General features: G+C 67.5%; 21 protein-coding genes. 5 read left to right on the forward strand and 16 right to left on the reverse strand.

Annotated elements, in window-relative coordinates; all coding sequences use genetic code 11:
• The first annotated feature begins 112 nt into the window (after positions 1–112).
• Positions 113–1,105 carry an aldo/keto reductase gene (locus ACH65_RS00570; RefSeq protein WP_049620616.1) on the forward strand — a complete coding sequence of 331 codons (993 nt, stop codon included), beginning with the start codon at positions 113–115 and terminating at the stop codon, positions 1,103–1,105.
• Positions 1,106–1,321: 216 nt separating this feature from the next.
• Here ACH65_RS00570 and ACH65_RS00575 read toward each other — a convergent pair whose 3' ends face one another.
• The 3 genes from ACH65_RS00575 to ACH65_RS00585 form a co-directional block, all read right to left on the reverse strand.
• Complete coding sequence (locus ACH65_RS00575; RefSeq protein WP_049620617.1) at positions 1,322–1,741, reverse strand: nuclear transport factor 2 family protein; 420 nt, start codon at positions 1,739–1,741, stop codon at positions 1,322–1,324.
• Positions 1,742–1,933: 192 nt separating this feature from the next.
• A complete protein-coding gene (locus tag ACH65_RS00580; protein WP_049620618.1) occupies positions 1,934–2,998 on the reverse strand; it encodes an NAD(P)-dependent alcohol dehydrogenase in 1,065 nt (354 codons plus the stop codon).
• Positions 2,999–3,013: 15 nt separating this feature from the next.
• Positions 3,014–3,571: a flavodoxin family protein gene (locus ACH65_RS00585; RefSeq protein WP_049620619.1), complete on the reverse strand. Its 558-nt coding sequence runs from the start codon at positions 3,569–3,571 to the stop codon at positions 3,014–3,016.
• Positions 3,572–3,714: 143 nt separating this feature from the next.
• On the opposite strand from ACH65_RS00585, the gene ACH65_RS00590 reads away from it, so the two are divergent.
• Positions 3,715–4,671, forward strand: a complete 957-nt coding sequence (locus tag ACH65_RS00590; RefSeq protein WP_049620620.1) for a LysR family transcriptional regulator — start codon at positions 3,715–3,717, stop codon at positions 4,669–4,671.
• Positions 4,672–4,676: 5 nt separating this feature from the next.
• Here the strand turns inward: ACH65_RS00590 and ACH65_RS00595 are convergent, their stop codons facing one another.
• From ACH65_RS00595 to ACH65_RS00615, 5 genes are all read right to left on the reverse strand, one after another.
• Positions 4,677–5,591, reverse strand: a complete 915-nt coding sequence (locus ACH65_RS00595) for a LysR family transcriptional regulator (protein ID WP_049620621.1) — start codon at positions 5,589–5,591, stop codon at positions 4,677–4,679.
• Positions 5,592–5,690: 99 nt separating this feature from the next.
• Positions 5,691–6,545 carry an ABC transporter substrate-binding protein gene (locus ACH65_RS00600; RefSeq protein ID WP_237561408.1) on the reverse strand — a complete coding sequence of 285 codons (855 nt, stop codon included), beginning with the start codon at positions 6,543–6,545 and terminating at the stop codon, positions 5,691–5,693.
• Between the two features lie 183 nt (positions 6,546–6,728).
• Entirely contained in the window at positions 6,729–8,879 is a 2,151-nt protein-coding gene (locus ACH65_RS00605; protein ID WP_202594115.1) for a TonB-dependent receptor, read from the reverse strand.
• 35 nt (positions 8,880–8,914) lie between these two features.
• Entirely contained in the window at positions 8,915–9,694 is a 780-nt protein-coding gene (locus ACH65_RS00610) for an ABC transporter ATP-binding protein (RefSeq protein WP_049620624.1), read from the reverse strand.
• Positions 9,691–10,743 (reverse strand): FecCD family ABC transporter permease, encoded by a 1,053-nt coding sequence (locus tag ACH65_RS00615; protein WP_082190062.1) that lies wholly within the window; start codon positions 10,741–10,743, stop codon positions 9,691–9,693. Before ACH65_RS00615 ends, ACH65_RS00610 begins: the two co-directional genes overlap by 4 nt.
• Positions 10,744–11,125: 382 nt before the next feature.
• On the opposite strand from ACH65_RS00615, the gene ACH65_RS19500 reads away from it, so the two are divergent.
• Both ACH65_RS19500 and ACH65_RS00620 read left to right on the forward strand, forming a co-directional pair.
• A complete protein-coding gene (locus ACH65_RS19500) occupies positions 11,126–11,317 on the forward strand; it encodes a hypothetical protein (RefSeq protein ID WP_153242414.1) in 192 nt (63 codons plus the stop codon).
• Positions 11,314–13,764: an outer membrane protein assembly factor BamB family protein gene (locus tag ACH65_RS00620; RefSeq protein ID WP_049620626.1), complete on the forward strand. Its 2,451-nt coding sequence runs from the start codon at positions 11,314–11,316 to the stop codon at positions 13,762–13,764. Before ACH65_RS19500 ends, ACH65_RS00620 begins: the two co-directional genes overlap by 4 nt.
• A gap of 522 nt (positions 13,765–14,286) precedes the next feature.
• Here ACH65_RS00620 and ACH65_RS00625 read toward each other — a convergent pair.
• From ACH65_RS00625 to ACH65_RS00635, 3 genes are read right to left on the reverse strand one after another with little or no spacing between them, the layout of a single operon-like run.
• Positions 14,287–15,657 (reverse strand): c-type cytochrome, encoded by a 1,371-nt coding sequence (locus ACH65_RS00625; RefSeq protein ID WP_049620627.1) that lies wholly within the window; start codon positions 15,655–15,657, stop codon positions 14,287–14,289.
• A 31-nt stretch (positions 15,658–15,688) separates the two neighbouring features.
• Positions 15,689–17,950, reverse strand: coding sequence for a xanthine dehydrogenase family protein molybdopterin-binding subunit (locus ACH65_RS00630; RefSeq protein ID WP_049620628.1), 2,262 nt, complete (start codon positions 17,948–17,950; stop codon positions 15,689–15,691).
• Positions 17,950–18,537 carry a (2Fe-2S)-binding protein gene (locus ACH65_RS00635; RefSeq protein ID WP_049620629.1) on the reverse strand — a complete coding sequence of 196 codons (588 nt, stop codon included), beginning with the start codon at positions 18,535–18,537 and terminating at the stop codon, positions 17,950–17,952. The genes ACH65_RS00630 and ACH65_RS00635 overlap by 1 nt, the downstream gene beginning before the upstream one ends.
• A 309-nt stretch (positions 18,538–18,846) precedes the next feature.
• On the opposite strand from ACH65_RS00635, the gene moaA reads away from it, so the two are divergent.
• A complete protein-coding gene (gene moaA, locus ACH65_RS00640) occupies positions 18,847–19,905 on the forward strand; it encodes a GTP 3',8-cyclase MoaA (protein ID WP_049620630.1) in 1,059 nt (352 codons plus the stop codon).
• 188 nt (positions 19,906–20,093) lie between these two features.
• Here moaA and ACH65_RS00645 read toward each other — a convergent pair whose 3' ends face one another.
• The 5 genes from ACH65_RS00645 to ACH65_RS00660 all read right to left on the reverse strand — a co-directional run bounded on the left by ACH65_RS00645 (position 20,094) and on the right by ACH65_RS00660 (position 24,726).
• Positions 20,094–20,822 carry an NADPH-dependent F420 reductase gene (locus tag ACH65_RS00645; protein ID WP_049620631.1) on the reverse strand — a complete coding sequence of 243 codons (729 nt, stop codon included), beginning with the start codon at positions 20,820–20,822 and terminating at the stop codon, positions 20,094–20,096.
• Between the two features lie 24 nt (positions 20,823–20,846).
• Positions 20,847–21,002 carry a hypothetical protein gene (locus ACH65_RS20510; RefSeq protein ID WP_202594116.1) on the reverse strand — a complete coding sequence of 52 codons (156 nt, stop codon included), beginning with the start codon at positions 21,000–21,002 and terminating at the stop codon, positions 20,847–20,849.
• Positions 21,003–21,180: 178 nt separating this feature from the next.
• Positions 21,181–22,341, reverse strand: coding sequence for an MBL fold metallo-hydrolase (locus ACH65_RS00650; RefSeq protein ID WP_049620632.1), 1,161 nt, complete (start codon positions 22,339–22,341; stop codon positions 21,181–21,183).
• A 22-nt stretch (positions 22,342–22,363) separates the two neighbouring features.
• Positions 22,364–23,248 carry an SDR family NAD(P)-dependent oxidoreductase gene (locus ACH65_RS00655; protein WP_082190063.1) on the reverse strand — a complete coding sequence of 295 codons (885 nt, stop codon included), beginning with the start codon at positions 23,246–23,248 and terminating at the stop codon, positions 22,364–22,366.
• 68 nt (positions 23,249–23,316) lie between these two features.
• Entirely contained in the window at positions 23,317–24,726 is a 1,410-nt protein-coding gene (locus ACH65_RS00660; RefSeq protein WP_237561397.1) for an SMP-30/gluconolactonase/LRE family protein, read from the reverse strand.
• Between the last annotated feature and the right edge of the window lie 53 nt (positions 24,727–24,779).

Here is a 24,779-nt window from a genome sequence, read left to right on the forward strand (position 1 = left end):
GGCGCCCGGGGGAAATAGAGAGGCAGCCAACAGCCGCCTCTCGCCCGGATCACCGCCCCTCACCGCGCCATCCGGACGGCCCCGCCTGCGGCAGTTACAGGAGTGATATCCGATGAACTACACGCATCTTGGCCGCACCGGCCTCAAAGTCAGCCGTATCGCGCTCGGCACCATGAATTTCGGTGAGCTGACCGATGAAGCGGCCAGCTTCAGGATCATGGACGAGGCGCTGGGCGCCGGCATCAACTTCTTCGACACCGCCGACGTCTATGGCGGCCCGCAGTCGCCGGACATGGAGAAAGGCTACGGCATCTCCGAAGAGATCATCGGCCGCTGGTTGGCCCAAGACGGCAGCCGGCGCGGCAGGATCGTGCTGGCCACCAAGGTGTACCAGCCGATGGATACCGGGCCGAACGACAAGTACCTGTCGGCCTACCACATCCGGCGGGCCTGCGAGGCCAGCCTCAAGCGGCTGAAGACCGATCACATCGACCTCTACCAGATGCACCACGTCGATCGCGCAACGCCGTGGGAGGAAATCTGGCAGGCGATGGAGCAACTGATCCGCGAGGGCAAAATCACCTATGTTGGCAGCAGCAATTTCGCCGGCTGGGACATCGCCACCGCGCAATGCACGGCGGCAGCACGCCACCTGCTGGGGCTGGCATCCGAGCAGAGTCTCTACAACCTCACCCAGCGCACCATCGAGCTGGAAGTGATCCCTGCGCTGCGTTATTTCGGGATCGGCCTCATCCCCTGGAGCCCCATCGGCATGGGGCTGCTGGGCGGCGTGCTGGGCAACAAGATCGCCAAGGGGCGTCGGGCCACGCCAAACCTGCAACAGCGGATCACCCGGCTGCGCCCGCAACTGGAAGCCTATGAAGCCTTATGCGACGAACTGGGCGAGACGCCTTCCGACGTGGCCCTGGCCTGGCTGCTGCACAACCCGGCCGTGACCTCCACGATCTGCGGCCCGCGCACGGTTGAGCAACTGCAACAGAACCTCCATGCGCTGACCTTGAAGCTTTCCGAGGAGACGCTGGCGAAGCTGGATGAGATCTGGCCGGGACCGGGCGGTGAGGCGCCGAAAGCTTACGCCTGGTAGATCCCTTGTCGTTGGCCATCGCGATCGCCATGGCGCAGTCCCCGGCGCACAAATCGGTGGCGGTGCCTTCGCCGATCCGCTCGACACGCCCGCCGCCTCCATGCCCGGGACATAAGGCGGCTCGGCGCCGGCGACGAAAGCCTGTCCGCGGCGCACCATGGCATCGACCGGGTTGACGGCGGCGGCCGGGCTGCGCGGCCGGAACCGGCAACGCGATTACGGCAACAACGCTGCTCCGGAGCCATCGGCTGCCAGGGCTTGCTGGACGAGGTGGCTGTCGGCGACCTGCTCGAGCGCGGCGAGCTTGCCATCACGCACGGTCCACAAATGGATGAAGCGAACGTCGGCCTTCTTCCCGCTCTTGGTGACCCCGTGATACTGGCCGGTCACGAAGACGTGGTTCTCGTCGTCGCCGTAGAATGCCTGCGCCTGGGTGCTCCAGGACGCGAACAGCGGAACGAACTGCCCGAAGAAATCCTTCATCGTGCTGTCGTAGCCGTGATAGACACCGCCGCGGGGAAAGCCTGGGGTGATGTCCCAGACGAGGTCTGGAGCCAGGATCTCCCGGGTGACGTCCGGGGCGGCGCCGGAATCGTAGAGCCGGCGAGCGAGGGCGATGTTGTCTGCCTTTGACATGGAATTCTCCGTCAGTAGTTGAGGGGCTTCGCGTGGCGGTTCGTTCAACGTCCCCGCACCCGGCATGGCATGCGAGGGTCGACGAGACGGCGGCTCATCTGCAATAGCGGCGGGGGTGTCGCCACTGCGACTACGGGCACTTGCGGCGCGCCCCTGCCATGGCGCCCAGCGGCGCCATTCGTCCACGTCGTCTCACGCGTGTTCGGGCTCATCCTGCAGGGAGGCCAAGTCGATGACGAAGCGGTACTTGACGTCGCTCTTGAGCATGCGCTCGTAGGCCTCGTTGATTTGCTGGATGGGAATCACCTCGACCTCCGAGACGACGCCGTGCTCGCCGCAAAAATCGAGCATCTGCTGGGTCGCCGCCACGCCGCCGATGAAGGAGCCGGCGATGGCCTTGCGCCCGAACACCAGTGCGCCCGCCGAGACCGGCGCGTTCAGCGGTCCCATGTAGCCGACCAGTACCAGCGTGCCGTTGAAGGCCAGCGTAGGCAGGTACGGATTGACGTCGTGCTCGTAGGGGACAGTGTCCACGATCAAGTCGAAGCGGCCGGCGACGGATGCCATCTGCTCGGCATCGGTCGACAGCACGACATGGTCGGCGCCCAGGCGCCGCGCGTCGGCTTCCTTGCCCGGCGAGCGGGTGAAGAGCGTGACCTCCGCGCCGAGCGCCTTGGCCAGCTTCAGGGCCATGTGGCCCAGCCCGCCCAACCCGACCACGGCGACCCGCTTGCCCGGGCCGGCCTGCCACTGATGCAGCGGCTCCCAGGTGGTGATGCCGGCGCACAGCAGCGGCGCCGCACCGGCCAGGTCGAGCCCCTCGGGAATGCGCAGGACGAATTTCTCGGACACGACCATCCGCTTCGAGTAACCGCCGTAGGTCGGCTGGCGGTCGTGCCGGTCGGTGCCGTTGTAGGTGAAGGTGGCGCCTTCCGCGCAATGCTGCTCGAAGCCCTGCTGGCAAGGGTCGCAGTGCCGGCAGGAGTCGACCATGCAGCCGACGCCGATGGTGTCACCCACCTTGAAGCGGGTGACGCCGCTGCCGACCCAGGTGACCCGGCCGATGACCTCGTGGCCGGGCACCACCGGGTAGCGGGTAACGCCGCCGTGGTTGCGGGCGAAGTGCAGGTCGGTGTGGCACACGCCGCAGTAGAGGACGTCCAGCACGAGGTCGTCCGAGCGCGGCTCGCGACGTTCGAACGGAAACGGAACCAGCGCCTCCGTCGCGGAGGGAGCGGCATATCCCAGGGTTTCCATGGCGCCCGCCCTCTTTCAACCGCGCCCGGCGCTGAACTGCTGGGCCAGCTCGGCGACGCGCTTGCCCAGATGGTGCGCCGTTTCCAGGTCGCTCTTGATCGGCGAGAGTTCCGGCGACTCGTCCTTCGAGTACGCCATGGCGCCCAGCCAGCCACCGACGCGGTTGAGCTCCTCGTTGCTCTTGCCCGGGAACAGGTCAAGGCCGACCCAGATCATGCCGTGCTGGGCCGCGAACAGCGCCATGGCGACCAGCGAGTTGAGCTTGTCGCCGTGCATGGAGCCGGAGTTGGTGAAACCGGCGGCGATCTTGTTGCGCCAGATCTGAGGCACCCACGCGGTCTTCGTCGAGTCTTCCATGAACTGCTTGAAGCGGGCGCTGACCGTGCCGTTGTAGGTCGGCGAACCAAAGACAATGGCATCGCTGGCGGCGAGCGCCTCCCAGTCGACCGGGCCATCGGCCACAGCAACCAGTCGAGCCTCGCCCCCGGCGACGCTGCCAACGCCCGCGGCGATGGCCTCGGCTTGCTTCTTGGTGTGGCCGTAGCCGCTGTCGTAGACAATGGAAACGGACATGCATTTCTCCTAGTGGGCAGTGCAGTGTTGTACCCATCATGCGCGCCGCCTCAATCAACAAGAAGTATCGAATTGGTTGATTAGGAATAAACTTATAGTTGATAATTGAGGCCGCCGTTCGGCAATACGGCAGGGGGCGCAGCATGGATTCTCCGCATCGGGTACGCGCGATCCTTTCTTTCATCCAGGCCGCGGACACCGGCAGCTTTGCCGCTGCCGGCCGCGCGCTGGGCGTGACCTCGGCCGCGGTCAGCAAGAACGTCGCCACCCTGGAGAAGTCGCTGGGGGTCCGCCTGCTCAATCGCACGACGCGCTCGCTCAAGCTCACCGACGAGGGGGCGGCGTTTCTTCGGCAAGCCCGTATCGCTCTCGAGGCGCTGGACGCCGCCGTCGACACCGTCGCCGCGCGACGCGCCGAGCCCCATGGGCGCGTCCGCATCTCGACGAGCGTGGCGCTCGGGCAAGGACAATTGATGCCCGTGCTCCCCGGGCTCCTGTCCCGCCACCCGGGCTTGTCCATCGCCGTGGACTTCGATGACCGCATGGTCGATCTGGTTCGCGACGGCTACGACCTCGCCCTGCGCGGCGGACACATCCGGGATTCCGCCCTGATCTCACGCCCGGTGTCCCGCCTCAATACGGTACTCGTCGCGTCGACCGACTACCTCGCGCACCAGGGCGTGCCGCGCGCGGTCGCGGATCTGCGCCGACACAGGTTGATCGCCCGCCGCTTCCTGGGCGGGAGCATCGATTCCTGGAGCTTCGCGGCCGCCGACGGCAGCATCACCACCCTGGACCCCTCCGATACGGCCGTTCTGACGTTGTCCGCGCCGGAGGCCCTGGTCGAAGCGGCGCTCGGCGGCGTCGGTGTTGCGCAGGTCGCCGTTCATCTCGCCTGGAGGCACCTGGTGTCCGGCAGGTTGAAGGTCGTCATGTACCGGCTGCACCACCCAGGCGCCTACGAAATGGTGATCCAGTACCCGCACCGCGCCTTGATCGCTCCGCGCGTGCGGGTGGTGGTGGATTACCTGCTCGAGGCATTTGCGGCGGACAAGGCCTTGCACGTGCCCATGGACTCGCTGGCCGCGTACATGGCCTGACGCCGCTATCGGCGCGCGGCCGAGGAAGCAGGCCGGTGCCGCAGCGCATCGATCAGCACCCGCATCGCGCGCGACGTCTCGGACTGCCTTGCATAGACGAGGTAATACCCAGGGAACTTGCGCCACCACGGCTTCAATACCGGCAATAGCTTTCCCGATTTCAGGTACGGTGCAGCCAGGTCTTCGGGCACATAGGCCAGGCCATGGCCGGACAGCGAGGCGTTGAGAACCTGGTAGATGCCATTGAACGCCAGTCGTCCATTCACGCGGGCGTGCATGGTCCGCTGGCCTCGCTTGAGCTCCCAGGAAGGCAAGCCCCCCCGGGAAGGGGGCCCCAGCACAATGCACTCATGGCGCAGCAGGTCTTCCGGCTTGGTCGGCATGGCATGCGAGGCGAGGTATTTGGCCGTGCCCACGATCGCAAACCGCTGATCGGGGCCGATGCGCACGGCCAGAATGTCCTTGGCCACCGCATTGCCCCGCCGCACGCCGAAGTCGTACCGCCCTTGAACGATGTCGTTCAAGGCGTAGTCGACGTGCAGTTCCACCTTGATCTGCGGATAGGCCGGCAGAACCTTGGCAAGCTTTGGCCAGACCACGGTGTCGATCGCGTGGTCGGTGGCGGTGATCCGGAGGGTGCCCGCCGGCACATCCCTCAGCTCCATCACGCCACGCAGTTCCGCTTCGATGTCTTTCAGCCGCGGCGCGATCACGGCCAGCAGCCGCTCGCCTGCTTCCGTCACCGATACGCTGCGCGTGGTGCGCGTCAGGAGACGCACGCCCAAGCGCTCTTCCATCTGCCGAATCGTATGACTGAGCATCGACTGCGACATGCCCAGCTCCGCAGCCGCGCGCGTGAAGCTGCGCTCGCGCGCGACCGCGACCAACGCGAGAAGATCACTGTAGTGTTGCCGAGGCATTTATCTATCCTGCGTATGGATGCATCCGATTTTATCAGCGCAAAGCAGCAGGGCCGGTCCGCAAGACCGACCGATGGAGGCGCATCCGCGCTGCCTTGATCAGGGCCCTGGCGGCAGGCCTGCAAGGATGCGCCGCGCCTCGTCGTCCGACAGCCGGTAATCGAAAAAGTGGGCATAGAAGTCGCGCACACGCGCTTGCATGTCCGCCTGATCGACCTGGCCGCTGCGCAACAACTGCGCCGCCCAGAGCACCTGCAGCGCCAACTCGGGCCCGTAGCGGTCCCAGGGGAACACGCCGCGCGGGTTGTGGTAGACCCGGCCCTGCTGCACCGCCGGCAAGCTGCGCCACAGCGTGGCTTGCGGCGTATCGGCCAGGTTGCCGGCATCGGCCGCCAGGATGATCAGGTCAGGCCGCCAGGCCAATACCTGTTCGATCGACACCGGCTGCATGTTGCCGTGCAGGCCTGCGGCGGCGTTGCGGCCGCCGGCCAGCTGGATCCACTCGTCGATGATGGTGCCCTGGCCGTCCACCTTCAGCGGCGCCAGTGAAACGACATGCAGCACGCGGGGGCGCCTTGCCGGCGGGATCGCCGCAGTGCGGCGCGCCGTGTCGGCCAGCACCTGCTGCAGGTAGTCTCGATAAGCCTCGGCGCGCCGAGTGGCGCGCGGGTCGTCGAGCGCCTGCACGGTCTGCGCCAGGCAGTCCAGCATCGAGCTGAAACTGTTGAAGCCGACCTTGACCACGTCGAGGCCGGCGCGCTGCAGCGCTGGCGTCGACGGATCGGCCGGGGCCACGAACACCAGTTGGGTGCCCAGTCGCAACAGCTCCTCGGCATTCATCGTACTGCCCTCGACCAGGGTGGCATGGGACAACTGCGGCGCCACCCGATACATCCAGGGAAACGCCTTCGGACCGGCGACGGTGACCACCACGTGGTCGGCCTGGCCCAGCATTACCAGCAAGGCATTGTGGGCGAACCAGGCATCGGCTAGCCGCGTCGGCGCAGCCGCCTGCAGTGGCAGTGTCAGGACCGCCAGGCCCGCAGCAAGCCAGCTCGCCGCGTGAGGTCGAAAGACGCGGGACCTTGGCCGTGGGTGGGAAATCGAGCGCATGCTTGGCACTTTCCTGATGCGGGCTCAGATCTGGAACTGCACCGAGGCGACCACCGCGCGCGGTGCGCCCGGCGAGGCGCTGGCATTGCCCGCCCCGGTATAACCATTGAGGCCGCCGGGCACGATGTTGGTCCAGTAGCGTCGGTTGGTCAGGTTGTTGATGTTGAGCAGGTAGGTCACCGGCTGCCCGCGCACCGTCATGCGATAGCCCAGGCCCACATCCAGCGTGGTGTAGGCGCTGACCGAGTGGAGGTTGGCGTTGTCCGTCGGGCGCGCGCTGACGTAGTGCACGTTGATCGAAGTGGACAGGCCGGGCAGAGCCCTCGGGCGATACTCGGCCAGCAGGTTGGCGGTGGCGTGGGCCAGGCCGACGATACGTTTGCCCTCGGTAGCGGCATTGCCGGTGTCGAACAACTTGGGATCCAGCCAGGCCACGCCGCCGAACAGCGAGAGTTCCTCGTTGACCTGGCCGTCGGTCATCAGTTCGACGCCGCGGTTGCGCTGCTGCCCGGCCACGCCGAACACGCCGTCGGACCGGGTGAAGGCGAACGGGCGCTTGATCTGGAAGGCCGCCACACTGAGGTTGAGCTTGTCCAGCGCCAGCTTGTAGCCAAGTTCCCACTGTTTGCTGCGGAACGGCGCCAGGATGCTGCCGGCGTTGCTGCTGCCCACCGGAGCGGTATCACCCTGCTGCAGGCTGTCGGCGTAGCTCAGGTAGGTGCTCATGTTCCACTGCGGCTTGAATACCAGGCTGGCCGCGCTGGATACGCCATCGTTGGAGGAACGGCTGATCTGCACGCCCCTGAGGTTGTAATTGTGGCTGGCCAGCCAGCTCTGGCTGGCCACCAGCAGCGCCGACCAGCGCGGCGAGAAGGTCAGGTCGTCGCCGACGATCAACGACTGCTGCCGGGCGGCCGCGCTCTGATAGCGGCGGGTGAAGTCGGGTACGCCGATCAACGGGAACGACTGCGGATGGGCCAGGCTGGCCGCGCCCAGCGTGGCGGTGCCGCCGTTGCGGGGGTTGTAGTTGTTCCAGTCGAAGCCGCTGTTGCCGAAGGTCAGTGCATGCTCGATCTCGCCAGTGTGCACCTTGCCGTTGAGGTAGAGCGTGTTGCTGGTGATGGTGAAGCGGCTGGCCGCACCGGTGGCGATGGTGGTGCGGTAGGCGCCGGCCTGGTTGATCAGGGTATTGGTCGGGCCAGTCGACTCACGGTCGGCGATCTGCCGCAGCAGCCCCACGCTCAGCCGCCATTGGTCGGAGAAGGCGTGCCTGAACTCCAGGCTGCCGGTGTCGGTGGTGTTGTCGTTGCCGCCGCTGCGCACCGCATAGGCCGCGCGTGCGGGATCCAGCGGCGACGGAAAATGTACGCCGGCGGCCAGCGCAAAGGTGGCCGGCAGCCCCTTGGAGACGTAACGGTAATGGCTGAAGTTGCTCTCCAGCACGGTGTCGGGCGAAAAGTGGTAGTCCAGTGCCAGGTTGGCCAACTGCCGTCGCAGGCGGCTGCCATCGGTGTAGTTGCCGCCATGCTCGTTGAGCAGAATGACCCGGTAGCCGAGCGGCCCGATCGGGCCGGCCAGGTCCGCCTGCGCCAGTCGGCGGCTGGCCGTGCTATAGCCCAGGGTGAACCGGTTGAGGCGCTGCTCGGTCGGCCGCTTGAGAATGTAGTCGAAGCTGCCAGACGGATTGGCCGGGCCGTACAGCGCGCCGGCCGGGCCATTGAGTACCTCGATGCGGTCGAACTGCTCGATCGGGTAGTCGGTGGTGGACACCGCGTTCAGCCCGTCGATCCGGCTGTTCTGCACCACGCTGCCCTGCACGCCGCGGCTTTGCGGGCGCACGCCGTCGCCTTGCACCGAAGGCAGGTAACGCAGGGCATCGGCGATGCTCTTCAGCTGCTGATCGTCGATCAGTGCCTGCGGCACCACGTTGACCGTATAGGGCGTGTCCAGCCGGCTCATAGACCCGAGCGGCCCCAACTGCGCCGCATCCACGCGCAGGCCATTGCTGGTCGCCTGCGTACCCTGCACGGTCACCGTATCGAGCGTCTTGGCCTGATGGCCGTCGGTGGCCGACGGCGCCGCCTGCATGGTCCCGGCAGCGTGCAGCGCCTCGATGCAGAGCGCACTGCCACCGACAGCGAGCCAGCGAAGAAGGGAATGAGAGGGCTTGTCCATGGTGGTATCCATCTAGCTGGCGGCCTCCCCGACGCTCAAGGGCGATGGGTGAAAAAGCGCTGTGCACTGGCGTCAAGCTGGGTCAGCGCAACGCCATACAGCGCGCTCATCGAGCCGGCATCGATCACCTGTTGCGGTGGTCCATCAGCGATCAGCCTGCCGTGCTGCAACAGCACGGCGCGCGTGGCGACTTGCAAGGCCTCGTCCGGCCGATGGGTAGTGTTGAGTATGGCGTAGCCTTCGCTGGCCAGTTCGCGCAGCAGCGCCTGCATGCGTACCTGATGGCCGTAGTCCAGGGCCGTCATCGGCTCGTCCATCACCAGGATCGGCGCCTGCTGCGCCAGGGCACGCGCCAGCAACACGCGCTGGCGCTCGCCGCCGGACAACGAGGTGTAATCGCGCCGGGCCAGCGAGAAGACCTGCATGCGTTGCAAGGCCGCCTGGACGGCCTCGCGGTCCTCCCCGCCCAGCGCCCGCCCCAGGCCGGCATGCGGCAGCCGGCCCAGCGCCACGACCTGCTCGACCGTATAGGGAAAGCTCGCCACGTGGGTCTGCGGCACGTAGGCCATGCGCCGCGCCCGCGCCGGCGCCGACCACCGCGGCAAGGGTCGCCCGTCCAGCCTAACCTCACCGGCCTGCGGCCGCAGCAGGCCCAGCATGATGCGCAGCAAGCTGCTCTTGCCGGCACCGTTGGCCCCAAGCAGAGACACCACCTCGCCCGCCGACACCGTCAGCGACACATCGTCGAGCACCCGACGGCGGTCTCGGACAAAGACCACCTGGCGACAGGCCAGCGAGGCGGCCGGCGGGCTCACGACGCATCCTGCCGCAGCCGGCGCAGCACCAGTGCGAAACCCAACGCGCCGAACAGCTGGGTGACAATGCCCAACGGCACCTCGCCAGCCGACACGCTGCGCGCGCAGGTGTCGGCCAGGATCAGCACGATGGCGCCGATCACCGCGCTCAACGGCAGCAGCTGGCGATGACCGGCACCGACCAGCAGGCGCGCCATGTGAGGCACCAGCAGGCCGATCCAGCCGATGATGCCGGCCACCGACACGGTCAGGGCCGAGATCAGCGTGGCCAAGGCGATCACCGCCAGGCGCAGCGCGGTCACCGGCACGCCCAGGCTGCGCGCTTCGTCGTCGCTCAGCGACAAGGCATCGAGCAGCCGGCCGCCAGCGCAGAGCAAGCCGGTGCCCAGCGCCAGCGGCACGGCGAAGCGGTCCAGGTCGTCCCAACCCACCTGGGCCAGACTGCCGAGCAGCCAGTAGACGATCGCCGGCAGCTGGTTCTGGGGGTCGGCCACGTACTTCACCAGCGACAGCAGAGAGGAGAACAGCGCATCGCTGATCAGCCCGCCCAAGACCAGGGCGAGTACGTTGCCGCTGCGCAGGGCGCCGGCGATGCCCAGGCCCACGGCCGCAGCGGTCAGCCCACCGGCAAAGGCCGCCGCCTGCACCCACAGCGGATGCGCAGCCAGCACGATGGCCAGCGCGGCACCAAAGGCCGAACCACTGAGCACGCCGAGCAGGCCAGGCGACACCAGCGGGTTGCGGAACACCGTCTGATAGCTGGCGCCAGCCACCGACAATGCTGCGCCGACCAGTGCTGCCGCCAGCAGACGCGGCAAGCGGACCTCGATCACCACCATGCGGAGCACGCTCAGCGCCGGACTGTCTTGCCGGCCCAATAGGGCCAGCAAGACTTCATGCGGTGAGACCGGATAACGCCCCAGCCCCAAGGTTCCCAGGGAAACCGCCGCGAGCATCGCCAGCGCGGCAATCCAGATACCGATACGTCGTTGGTGGCCGGGGCGTGCGGACAGGTCGTCGAAGTCCGGTCGGTCGGTAGAACGGGACATGGCCCCCTGGGTGTTGCCGCGGTGGGATGGAGCTAATGACTGGCGTTCACGGCCAGAGCGGAGAGACGGCGCCGGGCACCAGGCTGGCCGTCCATGTAGCCATGACTATATATCGAAGCAGAGTGCGTTGATGAAGGCAGCACCGGACAAGTGCCCACATTTTGAGGGCCCGTGATGGCGGCAGTGATCATCTTGTTCGATGAAGCCTCGACCTCCCGCGTTGAGTTGGCCATTCATCAACTCAGGTCATAGAAGCATTCTCTTTATTCGCACCCCAACTACAAAGAGGCCAAGCTAAATTGGGTTTGTAACCTCGCCTCAAGCCAGCCCGCACCGGGAAGTCAGACCGCCAATACCTTCGCGTTCCAGGGAAGACCTTGCGATGAAAAACCCGATCAGGACTGGACTGCCGATCGAATCGAGTGCCGAAGAAGTGCCACTCCTTGAAGAGCCCGAGCCGGACGAAGCCGCTCCATCACGGCACGCCTTCATGGTCGGCTCAGCCGCTGGCGCCATCGACGCAACAGGTAACCGCGTATGCGATTTGCCGATCACAACGGAAAGACGGTCATGACATCGCTCGGCGCAAACACACCTCTCCCCGCGGATACGACGACTCGGATTGTCCCCGCCCGTCACTGGCCTCGGCGCATCGCAGCGCTGATCCTGCTGGCCTTCGGCTTGCCGCTCGTCGTCGGCGGCGTGGTGCTGGCCGTCAGCGGCGGTTCGCTCTACTACGTGTTCACCGGCTTGGCCTTCCTCGCCAGCAGCGTGCTGCTCTGGCGCGGCGATGCACGCGGCGCATGGCTGTATGCCGCGATGCTGCTCTGGACCGTCGCATGGAGCGTATGGGAGGTAGGCTTCGTCGGCTGGCAGCTTGCGCCACGACTCATTGCGCCTTTCGTTCTCGCCGCGCTGTGGCTGCTGCCGTCGATTCGCAAGCTTCAGGCAACCAGGCCCGCGCCATGGCGGACCCACGGTTGGGCGACCTTCGGCGGCGGACTGATCGTGGCAATGGCGCTGGGCGGCATCGTCCACGCCTTGGGGCCGGGCGCCGCGCCACCCCCGGCACTGCGTCGCGGCCTGCAAGCACAGGTTCCAGGCAAGCTGCCGCAACCGCTGGCGACGATCGACCGCGACGACTGGCAAGCCTATGGCAACGACCAGGGAGGCACCCGCTACAGTCCGCTCGACCAGATCAATACGTCCAACGTCGCCCGCCTGACCAAGGTCTGGGAAGCGGAGATGACGCCGACGGTGCCCGGCCCGATGAATGCCCTGGAAGTGACCCCGATCATGATCGGCGACACGCTCTACGCCTGCGACGGCAACAATGGCGTGCACGCGTTTGACGCCGAGACCGGTCAGGTGCGCTGGCGACGCAATGTCTCCAACGGCCAGCCGCCATCCGGCAAGCCCTGCCGCGGCGTCGCCTACTACAAGGTGCCCGGCGCCCACGGTCTGTGCGCCGAGCGCATCTTCGCGCCCAGCCACAACCCGACCCTGACCGCGCTGGACGCCCGCACCGGCCAGCTCTGTCCCGGCTTCGGCAAGGACGGCCTGGTGGACCTGCAGCAAGGCATCGCGCCCTATCCGCACGGCCTGTTCTACGTCAGCTCGGCGCCGCAGGTGATCCACGGCAAGGTGGTGGTCGGCGGCGGCATCCCTGACGGCCAGTACTGGGGAGGGCCGTCGGGCGTGATCCGCGCCTTCGATGCCGTGACCGGCAAATTGGCCTGGGCCTATGACGCCGGCGTGCCTGATCGGATCGGCGCACCGCCGTCGGGTGGGGTCTACACGCCGTCATCGCCCAACAGCTGGGCGCCGATCAGCGCCGACGAGCAGCTCGGCCTGGTCTACCTGCCCATAGGCGGGGCGACGCCCGACGCCTTCGGCGGGCAGCGGCGCCCCTTCGACGACAGCATCGGCAGTTCCGTCATCGCACTGGACGCCGACACTGGCCGGTTGCGCTGGCGCTTCCAGACCACCCACCACGACATCTGGGACTACGACGTCGCCTCACAACCGACCCTGGCCGACGTGCCCACGCCACAGGGCGTGCGCCATGCGCTGATCCAGCCAACCAAGCGCGGAGAGATCTTCGTACTCGACCGCGAAACCGGCGAGCCGATCAAGACGGTGCGCGAGCTGCCGGTGCCGCAGGGCGGCATCGCCGCCGGCGAGCGGCTGTCGCCGACCCAGCCCGAGTCCAGCGATCTGCCGGCCTTCCGCGGCCCGCCGCTGCACGAGAAGGACATGTGGGGCGTGTCGCCGATCGACCAGATGCTCTGCCGCATCGAATTCAGGCGCTCGCGCTATGAAGGCATGTTCACCCCGGTCACACTGGACAAGACCATCGTGATCGATCCCGGCTCCATGGGGGGCGTCAACTGGAATGGTGTGTCGCTCGATGTTGATCGCGGCATCATGATCGTCAACTGGACGCAGGTGCCCGACCGGCTCGAACTGATCACGCGCGCGGAAGCCACGCGCCGCAACTTCCAAATCGCGCCGGGCCTTGATGCGGGCGGCCAGACCGATCAGCCGATGTTGGGCACGCCGTATGGCGCCTACCGCACCCAGTTCCTCTCCGTGCTCGGCTCGCCCTGCAATGCCCCGCCGTGGGGCCTGATCGGCGCAGTGGACCTGGCCAGCGGCCGCCTGCTGTGGTCCAAGCCGCTTGGCACCGGACGCGACATCGGCCCGCTGAAGCTGGGCGTACGCACGATGCTTCCCATCACCATCGGCACGCCGACCGCCGGCGGCGCGGTGACGACGCGCGGCGGGCTGGTGTTCATCGGAGGCGCGGCCGAGCACACGTTCCGCGCACTGGACGCCACCACCGGCCGCGAACTGTGGAGCAGCCGCCTGGCCACCAGCGCCAATGCAACGCCGATGACCTACCGCGGCCCAGTCAGCGGACGCCAGTTCGTGGTTGTCGCCGTAGGCGGTCGTCCCGCCTACGGCACGAAGCCGGGAACGAAGCTGGTCGCCTTTGCGCTGCCGGTATCGCAGCAGTGAGGGCTTCGCCGACGCCCCTGCGCGAGGGCACAGGAAGTCTCGGCATAGGGCGTGCGTAAGGAGTAAGGACTCGACTTGCCCCTCCTCTCGGCGCGGAACCCGGGTGAGAAATGTCGATCCGGCCATGGAAGCGGACGCCGGCGCGTGGAGCGCGGGGAGCACGCCTGATGACTTCGCCCTCATAGGCACGGCGCAATGCGAGGGCCGGCGCGCGGCGACCCAACATCATCCCGCACAGCTTCGCCCCTGCCTTCGGCACACGCCCGCCACACACTGTTCCCCGCACCATGTGCTGACCGCGCGCGGTCAGCTCACCAATGTCCCCGACTAGCGCTGCTACTCATCAATCGCCGACGGCACCATCGTCGGCAGCCCCGGCTGCCAATACGGCCAACTTCGTACCCGCGTACCGTGATGGCCAGCACCGAGCTGGCGGCTATCGAGCGCGCAGGCAGCAGGCCGCTGATTCCGGTGCGCCGACCGCCCCAGCCAATAATCGGATGCGGCCGGCGGCGTTAACCATCAACGCATCTGCAGGACGATGACCTCGCTGCTCGCAGGATTCGTCCGTTCGCGAAGGTTCTTCACGTCCTCCGGCTTCACCGTACCCCCCCTGTTGCCCCAGGACGTCCGCACGAAAGTCAGCACGTCCGCGATCTCCTGATCGGAAAGCTGATTCCGGTAGGAGGGCATGCGATAGGCGTCCGGGATGCCACTGGCGACCACCCGTCCCGACCCGTTCAAGGTCGCGTTGATGCTGGAAGCATTCTCCTTCGCCATGGACGACGCGCTCCCGGCCAGAGGCGGTATCCATTGTCCCTGCCCGCGCCCGTCCGGCCCATGGCAGGCGCTGCACCGGGCCATGAAGGTCTGCGTACCGGGAAGCTTCGATCGCTCGCCCATGGCCAGGGCGCCGCCCGACGTCTCCTCGTATTTCCACGGCGCGCCATCCCTGCCGGGATCGCCAGGCAGCGATTTGAGATAGCGCGCGACCGCCTTCAGGTCGTCGTCCGCCATGAACTGCGTCGAGTTGTTGTAGGCGTCGGTCATCGAACCGAAGACGACGGCGTGCCGGTTGCGTCCGCTCTTGAGGAACTGATAGATGTCCGCCTCGCTCCACCGGCCGAGCCCCGTATTCCCGTCGCCGCGAAGGCTGGGCGCATACCAGCCGTCGAGCAAGGCGCCGGATAGATAGAGCGGGCTGGTTTCGTCGAGCGCCTTCTCGTTCATCGCCCATCCGCGCGGCGTGTGGCAGCTACCGCAGTGACCGGGTCCCTGGACGAGATAGGCGCCGCGATTCCACAGCGCGTCCGCGTTCTCGGACGCCTTAGGCCGGTAGCTGCCCGATTCCGTGAAGACTGCATTCCACACCGCCAACGGCCAGCGCATGTTCATCGGCCAGGGAATGTTGCTCCGCCTGTTCTCCTGATGGACCGGCCGCACCTCGTGCATGAAATAGGCGTAGAGCGCACGCACATCCTCGTCACTGAGCTTGACGTAGGACGGATAGGGCATCGCGGGATAGAGGCGGTGCCCATTCCGCGCCACGCCGCGGCGGACCGCCCGGTCGAAGTCCGCCAGACTGTACGCACCGATGCCGGTTTCCTTGTCGGGCGTGATGTTGGTCGCGAAGATCGAGCCCATGGGCGTCGCCATTTCGAGGCCCCCGGTAAAGGGAGCGCCCTCCGGCGTGCTATGGCAGGCCACGCAATCGCCGAGCCGGGCGACGTACTCGCCGCGGCCGACCAGCTCGGCCGACGGCGCTCCGCTACTGGCGACGCCATCGAAGGGCGATGCAGGCGTGCGCGTTGCCAGCCATGTCACGACGACCGCGACGAGGATGCACACCGACAGCAAGGCAACCAGGATTCTTCTGGACCGGCTTTTCATCATGGGTTGTCGCTATTCCTGGAAGGCGGTTGGGCTAGGCCTTGAAGTCGTACCGCGACAGCGGCATGCCACGGATGCGCTGGCCGGTCAGCCTGGAAACGGCATTGGCCACCGCGGGCGGAACAGCCGGCAGCGGTGGCTCGCCGATGCCGCCCATCTTGGCGCCGCTCTCGATGATCCGGACATGCACGCGCGCCATGCGATCGGGCGTCAGGATCGGGTACATGTCGTAGTTGCGGGCCGCCGGCATGCCTTTCTTGTAAACGGTTTCCTCGAGCAGGACCTGCGAAAGCCCCAGCGCGACGGCCCCGTTCACCTGGGCCTCGATGATGGCCGGATTCACGATGCTGCCCGGGTCGATGGCTTCCCAGACATCGTGCACCCTGACCTGGCCGTTCTCGATCGAGACTTCCGCGATCACCGCCGCCTGCGTACCGAACGGCGAGGCCATCGCGATACCGCGAGCGCGCCGCGTACCGTCCTCGGCGGTGAAGGGGCCGCGCTTCCATCCGCCGGACAGTTCGGCGACGGCCCGTAGCAGATGGGTCAACCGCTCATTGCCCTGCAGCAGCCGCAGCCGCAGTTCGTAGGGGTCCTGCCCGCCCTTGTCGGCCAGCTCGTCCAGGAACGTCTCGTAGAGGAAGTCGTTCATGGAATTGCCGACCGAACGCCAGTAGCCGAGCATCGCCGGCGTCTTCACGTAGAGCTGGGCAATGCGCCGGTTCGGAATCGCATAGGCCTTGCCGGTCAAGCCCTCGAGGGCCGAGTCGTCGAGTTTCTCGCCCCGTTTGTTGCTGATGCCTTCGGTGGGCCCCTCGGTGGCGCTCACCGCCTCGAGGGCGACAGGCATGCCCTGCGCATCGAGTCCGCCCCGGAAGCGCACGACGGCCATGGGGCGCAGGACGTCCCGCAGGAATTCCTCCTCGCGGCTCCAGATCACTTTGACGGGACGGCCGACTTCCTTCGCCAGCTGGACCGCCTGGGGATAGACCATGGCGGTGTCGTAGATGAAGTGGCGCCCGAAGAACCCGCCCAGCAACGGCGAATGGAGGGTGATCCTGGCCGGGTCGAGGCCGGTTCGCTTGGCCACGTCGGCAAGGAACATCTCCGGAGCCTGGTTGGGCATCCACAGTTCGAGCGTGCCGTCCGCATTGAACCGCGCCAGCGCCGAGGGCGGCTCCAGCTGCGCGTGGTTGAGGTACTGGCTGTGATAGGTCGCGCCGACGACCGTGTGCGCGCCCTTCAGCGCACTGGCGACATCGCCCGCGGTCTCCGCATCGTCGCCCGAGCCCGGCTCGTTGGCGAGCCGTTCGCGGAACGCATCCGTCGAGAAATCAGCCGGCATGTAGCGGAGGGTGGAATCCTGCCCCGGCTCCCGCCAGTCGACCTGGATGGCCTCCACGGCGCGCCTTGCGTCCCACCATCGCTCGGCGACGACCGCGACCGCGCCAGGCAGGCGATGGACGGAGTGGACGCCTTTCATCGCCTTGACCTGGCCCTCGTTGCGGATGGCGCCCACGGTCAGGCCCAGCCGGGGCGCGTGCTGTACGGCCGCTTGCAGCATGCCCTCGACGCGAACATCAATGGCGTAGACCGCCTTGCCCGTCGATTTCGCGTGCACGTCCAGGCGCTCGACGGGTTTGCCGATCCAGCGGAATTGGCTCGGGTCCCTCAGCTTCACGCTGTCGGGGTCCGGTACCGGCATGTCAAGCGCGTGCGGCGCAAGCTCGCCGTAGCTGATCGACCGCCCCGAGGCCGCATGGACGACCTTTCCGGGCTCGGTGGTCAATTGGCCGACCGGCACCGCCAGGCGCTCGGCCGCCGCCTGCAACAGCATGCGGCGCGCCAAGGCGCCGAGGCGGCGCATCGTCGGATAACTCATGCGCACGGACATGCTGCCGCCGGTGATCCGCATGCCGTTGGACATGACGATGTAGTCGTGCCCGGGCGGCGCGTTCTCCACGACGAAGGTCGCCGGATCGGCATCGAGCTCCTCGCCGACGATCTGCGCCATGGCGGTAAAGATGCCCTGCCCACCTTCCATGAAGGGGCTTTGCAGCCGAATCGTGTTGTCCGGCCGGATCTCCAGGAAGGCCGGAACCCGCGTACCCGGCGCCGCCGCTTTCGCGGCGCCCTGGGCGCGCGCCCGGCCCACCGGCAGGCCAAAGCCGAGGACCAGGGCCCCCGCCGCGACGCCGGCCGAAGCGAGCAGGAAGCGGCGACGGGAAATGTTGGTGGGCTCCCCCGTCGGGAGCGCTTCGCCCGCCACGGCGGGCCCGTCAGCCAGGTTCGTCATCAGCCTTCCCCTCCCTGCCGGGCCGGGGCATGGCCGGGCGTGCCGAGGACGGCCAGGGCAAGCGCCCCGGCCGCGGCGGCCTTGCCTGCCGGATGCTGCGGAGCATTCCCGGCAGCGCCCGCCGCCGCGGCTTGGTCAGCTCCGCCGCCCGCCAGGTCATGGACGGCCGCCTTGATCGCGTTGTACGTCCCGCAGCGGCACAGGTTGACCATCGCCGCCGCGATGTCCTGGTCCGTCGGATGCGGCTTCTGCTTGAGCAGCGCGGTTGCCGCCATGACCTGCCCGGACTGGCAATAGCCGCACTGGGGAACCTGATGCCTGACCCAGGCGGCTACGACGCGCTTGCCGATGTCGTCGGCCTCGATGGCCTCGATCGTGGTGATCTTCCGTCCTGCCGCTCCATCGACAGGCATCACGCAGGAACGCACCACCGCGCCGTCGATGAGCACGGAACACGCCCCGCATTGCGCCAGGCCACAGCCGTATTTCGTGCCCGTCAACCCGAGCTCGTCGCGGATCACCCACAGCAAGGGCGTATCGGCATCCGCCTGGACCTCGTAGGTCTTGCCGTTGATCTGAAGTTCCATGGTTCTCCAAATAGCTGCTTGGGTCGGAACCCTGGCTCAATGGCTGATGCGGGTACCTTATGTAGGCCGCATAGCCCCGTTTAGACGCTAACACGGCAACAACGCCTCCTAAGGCGCGCAATCTTGCATGGGGCTAGCAATGAGATTGATAAATCGCAGCGATCCGCCTGCCGCCGGCCCAATTTATGACCCGGTTTCATGGCGGCATGCAACTATCGCACGCATGGCTGCGCGTATCATCGGTGCAGCCCCTCCTTGGCCGGGCCGTGCGTCATGCGCGGGCCGGCGACCGTTCCTAGCCGCAATGACATGAGCCTGGTCGCCCTACCGCCCGTCACCGCCCGCACTGCGCCGCAGACGCTGCGCGACCGTCACGGTCGTGCCCTGCACGACCTGCGCATCTCGGTGATGGACCGCTGCAACTTCCGCTGCACCTACTGCATGCCGGCGTCGACCTACGGCGAGGACTACGTCTTCCTCGACAACGACGCGCGGCTGAGCTTCGACGAGATCGAACGTATCTGCCGGCAGGCGGCGGCATTGGGCGTGACCAAGCTGCGCCTGACCGGCGGCGAACCGCTGCTGCGGCCGAAGCTGCCCGACCTGGTACGCCGGCTGCGCGCCATCGACGGCATCGACGACATCGCCATGACCACCAATGGCGTGCTGCTGCCGCGCCACGCCGACGAACTGAAACGGGCCGGGCTGGACCGGGTCACGATCAGCCTCGACACCCTGGACGCGGACGCATTCCGCCGCATCAGCGGCGGCCGCGGCGACCTGCAAGATGTGTTGCGCGGCATCGATGCCGCACGCGGCGCCGATTTCCCCGGCGGGTTAAAGATCAACGCGGTGATCCAGCGCAACGTCAACGACGACGCGGTGCTGCCGCTGGTCGAACACTTCCGCGGCAGCGGCGTGGTGGTGCGCTTCATCGAGTTCATGGACGTGGGCAATCGCAACGGCTGGACCGCCGCATCGGTGGTGCCTTCCAGCGAGCTCGTCGAGCGCATCGGCACGCGCTGGCCGCTGCTGGCGCTGCCGCCGCGGTACCCGGGCGAGGTCGCCACGCGCTACCGCTTCGTCGACGGCGGCGGCGAAATCGGCGTCATCTCCTCGGTCAGCGCGCCGTTCTGCGGCGGCTGCACGCGCGCACGGCTGTCCTCGGAAGGGCGGCTGTATACCTGCCTGTTCGCCGCCGCCGGCACCGACCTGCGCGCGCTACTGCGCGGGGGCACCGACGACGACGCCTTGCGCGGCGCGCTGCGCGACGTCTGGCTGCGCCGCGGCGATCGCTACAGCGAGGAGCGTGCGCAGCACCACGATGCCGGCGGTCGCAAGATCGAGATGTACTACATCGGCGGATAGCGCAGCCGGCCTTGCATGCCGGAGGCTCGCCTCGCAGCGTCGGTAACGATCCACGCCGAGCCGTTCGATGCCCTGCTGACGGCGGCGTTCGCCTCGGCCATGGAGCAGCGCCGGCCGGCGGCGAAATCCACTCCCCTCCGCAACCAAGGAGGCTTGCCGGAACCTCGCGCTGCGCTCCGTCCGCGCGCTCAGCTCGCAGGGGGCAGCCCGAGGCGGCGGCGCAGCTCCGGCGCGGTCAGGTGGACGCGCCAACCGGGGCCGCCTTGCTGGAAGGCGACGGCCGAAGCCAGGTTGCCGACGACGACCGGATCACATCCCGCATCGCGCACCAAGCCTGCCGCGACCTGTAGCGCCTGCGCATCGTCGCTGGCGATCGGCATGCCGATCCTGCCTCCCGCCCGGGTTCCGGACGATTCCACGACGTTGGCGTCGACGCAGCTGAAGGCGCGCACCAGGCGTGCGCCCGGCATGTACTTCGCCACCGTTTGCGCCACGCCGTTGGCCCGGGCTTGAAGAACGAGGGGGCTCGAGCCGCCGGACAGCGGCGGGTTGGTGGCGTCCAGCACCACCTTCCCGTTATATGAGCGCTGCAGGTCATGACCGATCTGGGGCAATGCCTCGAACGGCACCGCGAGCAGCAGAACCGTTCCGAACGCGGCCGCCTGCGCCGGCTGGCCCACCGAGGCGCGCGGGCCGAGCTCGCGCGCCATGGACTCCAGCTCCTCGGGATGGCGGGACGAGAACATCACCTCGTGTCCGGCCTTGACCCAGAGCCGGCCCACTGTGCCGCCCAGCCAGCCGGCGCCGATCACGCCGATCCGTGTGGATGGCGCCGCGCGAGCGAGGCGGGGAAGCATCCAAGGCACGGTGGCCAAGACGCCGAGCGATTTCAGGATGGCGCGACGAGAGAAAGTCATGTCGGTGTCCTCTCAATGGAAATATCAGGGGTTGTCCACGGCCAGAGGCTGTTCCGGCGGCGCTGCTGGCGCTTCCTGCCTCTGGTGGGAGCGGCCCAACCAGATGCTCAAGGCGAGCCAGGCGAGCGAGATCGGCACGGCGATCACGGCCATCTGCGTCAAGCCGAGCCCCAGCCCCATCAGGCCTGCATAGCCCAGCTCGCGACCTGGTCCCCGCCGCGGTAGATCACCGTGTCGATGAAGTTCTTGGCCTTGTAGCGATCCTCCCGCACGCTGGAAGTGAACAGGATCTCGCAGGCCGGCCGGGCCAGCGCGAAGTTCGCCGCCCGTCAGGCGTTGCAGCAGGGAGGTCGTCGAGCTAGATGTCATGGTCACTTGCAACCTTCCGGGGAGCGTCCGCATGGACGGTCTCCCACCACGATGAGAATTTCTGCGGCTGACCGGCCAGGTATACCGGCTGGCCGATCTCCGGCGTCCACAGGGCATAGCGCCGTACCCGGCTCGCCGCAACGATGCGCTTGAACGGATCGTCCCAATCGTGCGGCGCCAGGGAGAAGCGGCCCACATGCTCGGGCATGAGCACGCGGGTCCGGAGGTCCTCGGCAGCCTGCGCGGCCTGTTCGGGGGTCATGTGGACGTTCGCCCAGCGCGGGTCGTACTGGCCCATGTCGAGCGCCGCCCAGTCGAACGGGCCGAGCCGTTGGCCGATCTCGGCGAAATGCGGCCCGTAGCCCGAGTCGCCGCTGAAGAAGAGGCGGCGTTCGGGAGAGACCAGCGCGAAGCCGACCCACAACGACTGGTTGCGGGTGAAAGCGCGCCCGGAGAAATGCCGGGCCGGCGTGACGTGGATCTGCAGTTGCGGCGACAGCGCGACGGCCTCGTTCCAGTCGGCCTCGCTCACGACGCGCATGTCGTAGCCCCAGGCCTCGAAATGCGCCCCCACGCCCAACCCCACGATCACCTGCCGGACCTTGGGCTTGAGGGCCAGGATGGTCGGATAGTCCAGATGGTCGTAGTGGTCGTGGCTGATCAGCAGCGCATCGATCTCGGGCATGTCGGCGGCCGCATAGATGCTGGTGCCCTCGAAAGCCCGGTTCGCCCCAGGCACGGGCGCGGCATTGGTGCTGAAGACCGGGTCGATCAGGATGCGCTTGCCGCCCAGCTGCACGAAGTAGGAGGAGTGGCCCAGCCAGACGACCAGATCACGCGCGGGATCGAGCGCCTTGAGGTCGGTCTTGACGGCAGGGATGGCACCCGGCGGCCGGGGATGTCCCCGCTCCCCGAAAATGGTCTCCCTCCACATCGACCACTCGGACTGGTCCGTGGTCAGCATGGGCGTGTCGATCTGGTTGCGGAACGCGCCGTCGGCATAGTGGGGCGAGCGCTCGATCCGGGCCAGGCGCTCGCCCTTGGGCAACGCCCCGAACAGCGGATGCTGCAGGTAGGTGGCGGCCCCGGCCACACCCAGGATGGCGATGCCGGCGCAGGTCTTGAGTAGACGAGACCAGAACTTTTTCATGCAGTGGGTACCGCCGGTGCCTTCACGCCAGTGTCGTACCGGTGGCGCGCGCGAGTTCGGCCAGCAACTGATCCTGGAACCGGGTGTCGGCGGCGGCGGGATGTGGCTTCTGGCGCTGCTGGTGGTACCAGTACCCGCCGCTGGTCAGTGCTTCGGGATCGTTGCTGGTGGCGAGCCACTCCTGGGTCAGATGCCCCAGCCGCAGGTCGTCCGGCGCGTTCGGGCCGCCCATCCTGGTCGGCACCCAGCCCGGGTCGACGGCGTTGCTGAAGACGTTCGGCCACCGCCGTGCCACGGCCATGGCCAGCGTGGTGACGAACAGCTTGCTGTCCGAGTAGCTGCCCGTGGCCGTGCGGCCTGACCAGTCCATGCCGGCCAGGCTGGCACGTCCGCCCCTGTGCATGCTGCTGCTCAGGTAGATCAGGCGCTTGGGACGCTGGACCAGGGCCGTGAGCAGGTACGGCGCGACAACGTTGACGACCAGCACAGACGAACCGGAATAGACCCCCGCGTTGTGGATGACGGCGTCCATCGTGCCGATGGCATTGACCTGGCGGGCGAGATCGCGGATTTGCGCGAGATCCGACAGATCGCCGATCGTCGCGGTGGCGCCCTGGTCCACGAGTTCCTTCACGGCCGGCAGCCGGGCCTGGGAGCGCACATGCACGACGACGTCGTGGCCCTGGGCGAGCAGCGCCTTGGCCGCGGCATGGCCCAGCCCGTCGGCCGAGCCGGTGATGAACACGCGGGCCTTTCGGCCCGCGCCCCGTTGAGCATGGGACATGGAAACCTCCTTGCGGGCATTCGGCGGGGTCTGCGCCAGGGCGGGCATGGCGGCGATCAGCGTACCCGCGACCAGTCCCGAGCCCAGCTCGATGCCCGCGGCGAGAAATCTGCGGCGATCCATAGGCGTGTGCTCCACTCAGGTCATCCGGTCCTTCGGGGCATCCGGCGCCCGAGCGTCGTCGATGCGAATCACCGGGGCACGCCCTTGCTGAACACCTTGGCGTGAAACACCGTCGCGCCCTGCCCGCCGTCCCCGTCGCTGTCCACGACGTAGACATCGTTGCTGGCAGGGTCGATGGCCATGCTGGTCGTCAGCAGGTTGTGCCCGCGCTCGCGGCCCGGCAGCAGCACCTGGCCGATGGGAATGCCGTTACGGTTGAGCACCATCACGCGGCCTTGCCCGTACATCGCCACGTACACGTTGCCATCGGCATCGGTGCGCATCGAGTCCGGGGCCGGGCCGACGAACTGGTAGGCGATGGCCGAGCCGATCGGCGCGATGGTAGCCGCGCCGGCCAGTTCGACCCGGTGCAGCAAGTTGCGGCCGAACTCCGTGGCCCACAGCGTCTTGCCGTCGGCGCTAAGCGCGACACCGTTGGCCATCGCCAAGTGGGGCATTACCGGCTTGATCGTCGAGAGATCCGGCGCGACGTAGTAAACGCCGCCCTTGGGCTCGGTCGCGGTGCCCTTGAAGTCGGTGAAGTAGAAGCCGCCCCGGGCGTCGAACACCAGGTCGTTGGGCATGAACCCAGCCGCAGGCGGAATGATCGCCCGCAAGCCCGATCCGTCCGGGTTGGCCGCAAAGATCGCGCCGCGATCGTTCGGGATGTCCAGGGCCGCGATGAACAGGCGGCCGTCCCTGGCGAAGGCCAGGCCGCCCGGCGCCAGCGCACCCTCAAGGGCTACGACCGTGGAAAGCCGCTTGTCCGGCGTGAGGCGCAGCACGCGGTGGGCGGTCACGTCGCAGAAGAGTAGATCGCCGTTGTGGTCGAAGATCGCCCCTTCCAAGACGTGGCCTTCCTCCGATGCCTTAAACCAGGGCGATGCCACCACGGCCTGCAGCGCCCGCTCGGAAGGCGGAATGGGCACCGGGCCCTGGGTCTGCGCATCGTAGGCCAGCCCTGCCGACACGGCGCGCTGTTGGGCCGAGGCTTCCGTGGCAAGACAGGCTCCGGCGACAACGCATGCCACCGCGACGATGGTCTTAATCCTCCCCATCGGTGCGCCGCCGCGTCCCGCGGCGACTTCCAAAGTCTGATGCCGTGGCAATGCGTCTCTCCTCATGATCAGTACACGGCGAACTCTCCATCCACGGCCAATGCCTAGCCGGTCGCGAAGGCCGAGCCCGAACTGCGCAGTCAGAGCATGGCGTCGACAATTCCTTGTCGCGCCCAGGGCGCTATCGCACACCACATTGATCGTTCGGCCGCCAGCGGCCGTGATCTCGTCCACCGCCCTGTGCAAGTCGGCCTCGCTGCGGCACGCCAGCGCGACCGCCGCACGGACCTTGGCGAAAGCCCGCGCCACCACGAGTCCCATACCCGAAGAGGCGCCGCTGGCCAGCGCAGCTTGTCCTTTGAAGTCGTAGGTAACGCTCATGGCAATCTCCCTATCAGGTCGAGCCGCCAGCGACAGGCGAATCCGACCTCATG

Origin of the sequence: Frateuria defendens, assembly GCF_001182895.1 — a bacterium.
Lineage (GTDB): Bacteria > Pseudomonadota > Gammaproteobacteria > Xanthomonadales > Rhodanobacteraceae > Frateuria_B > Frateuria_B defendens.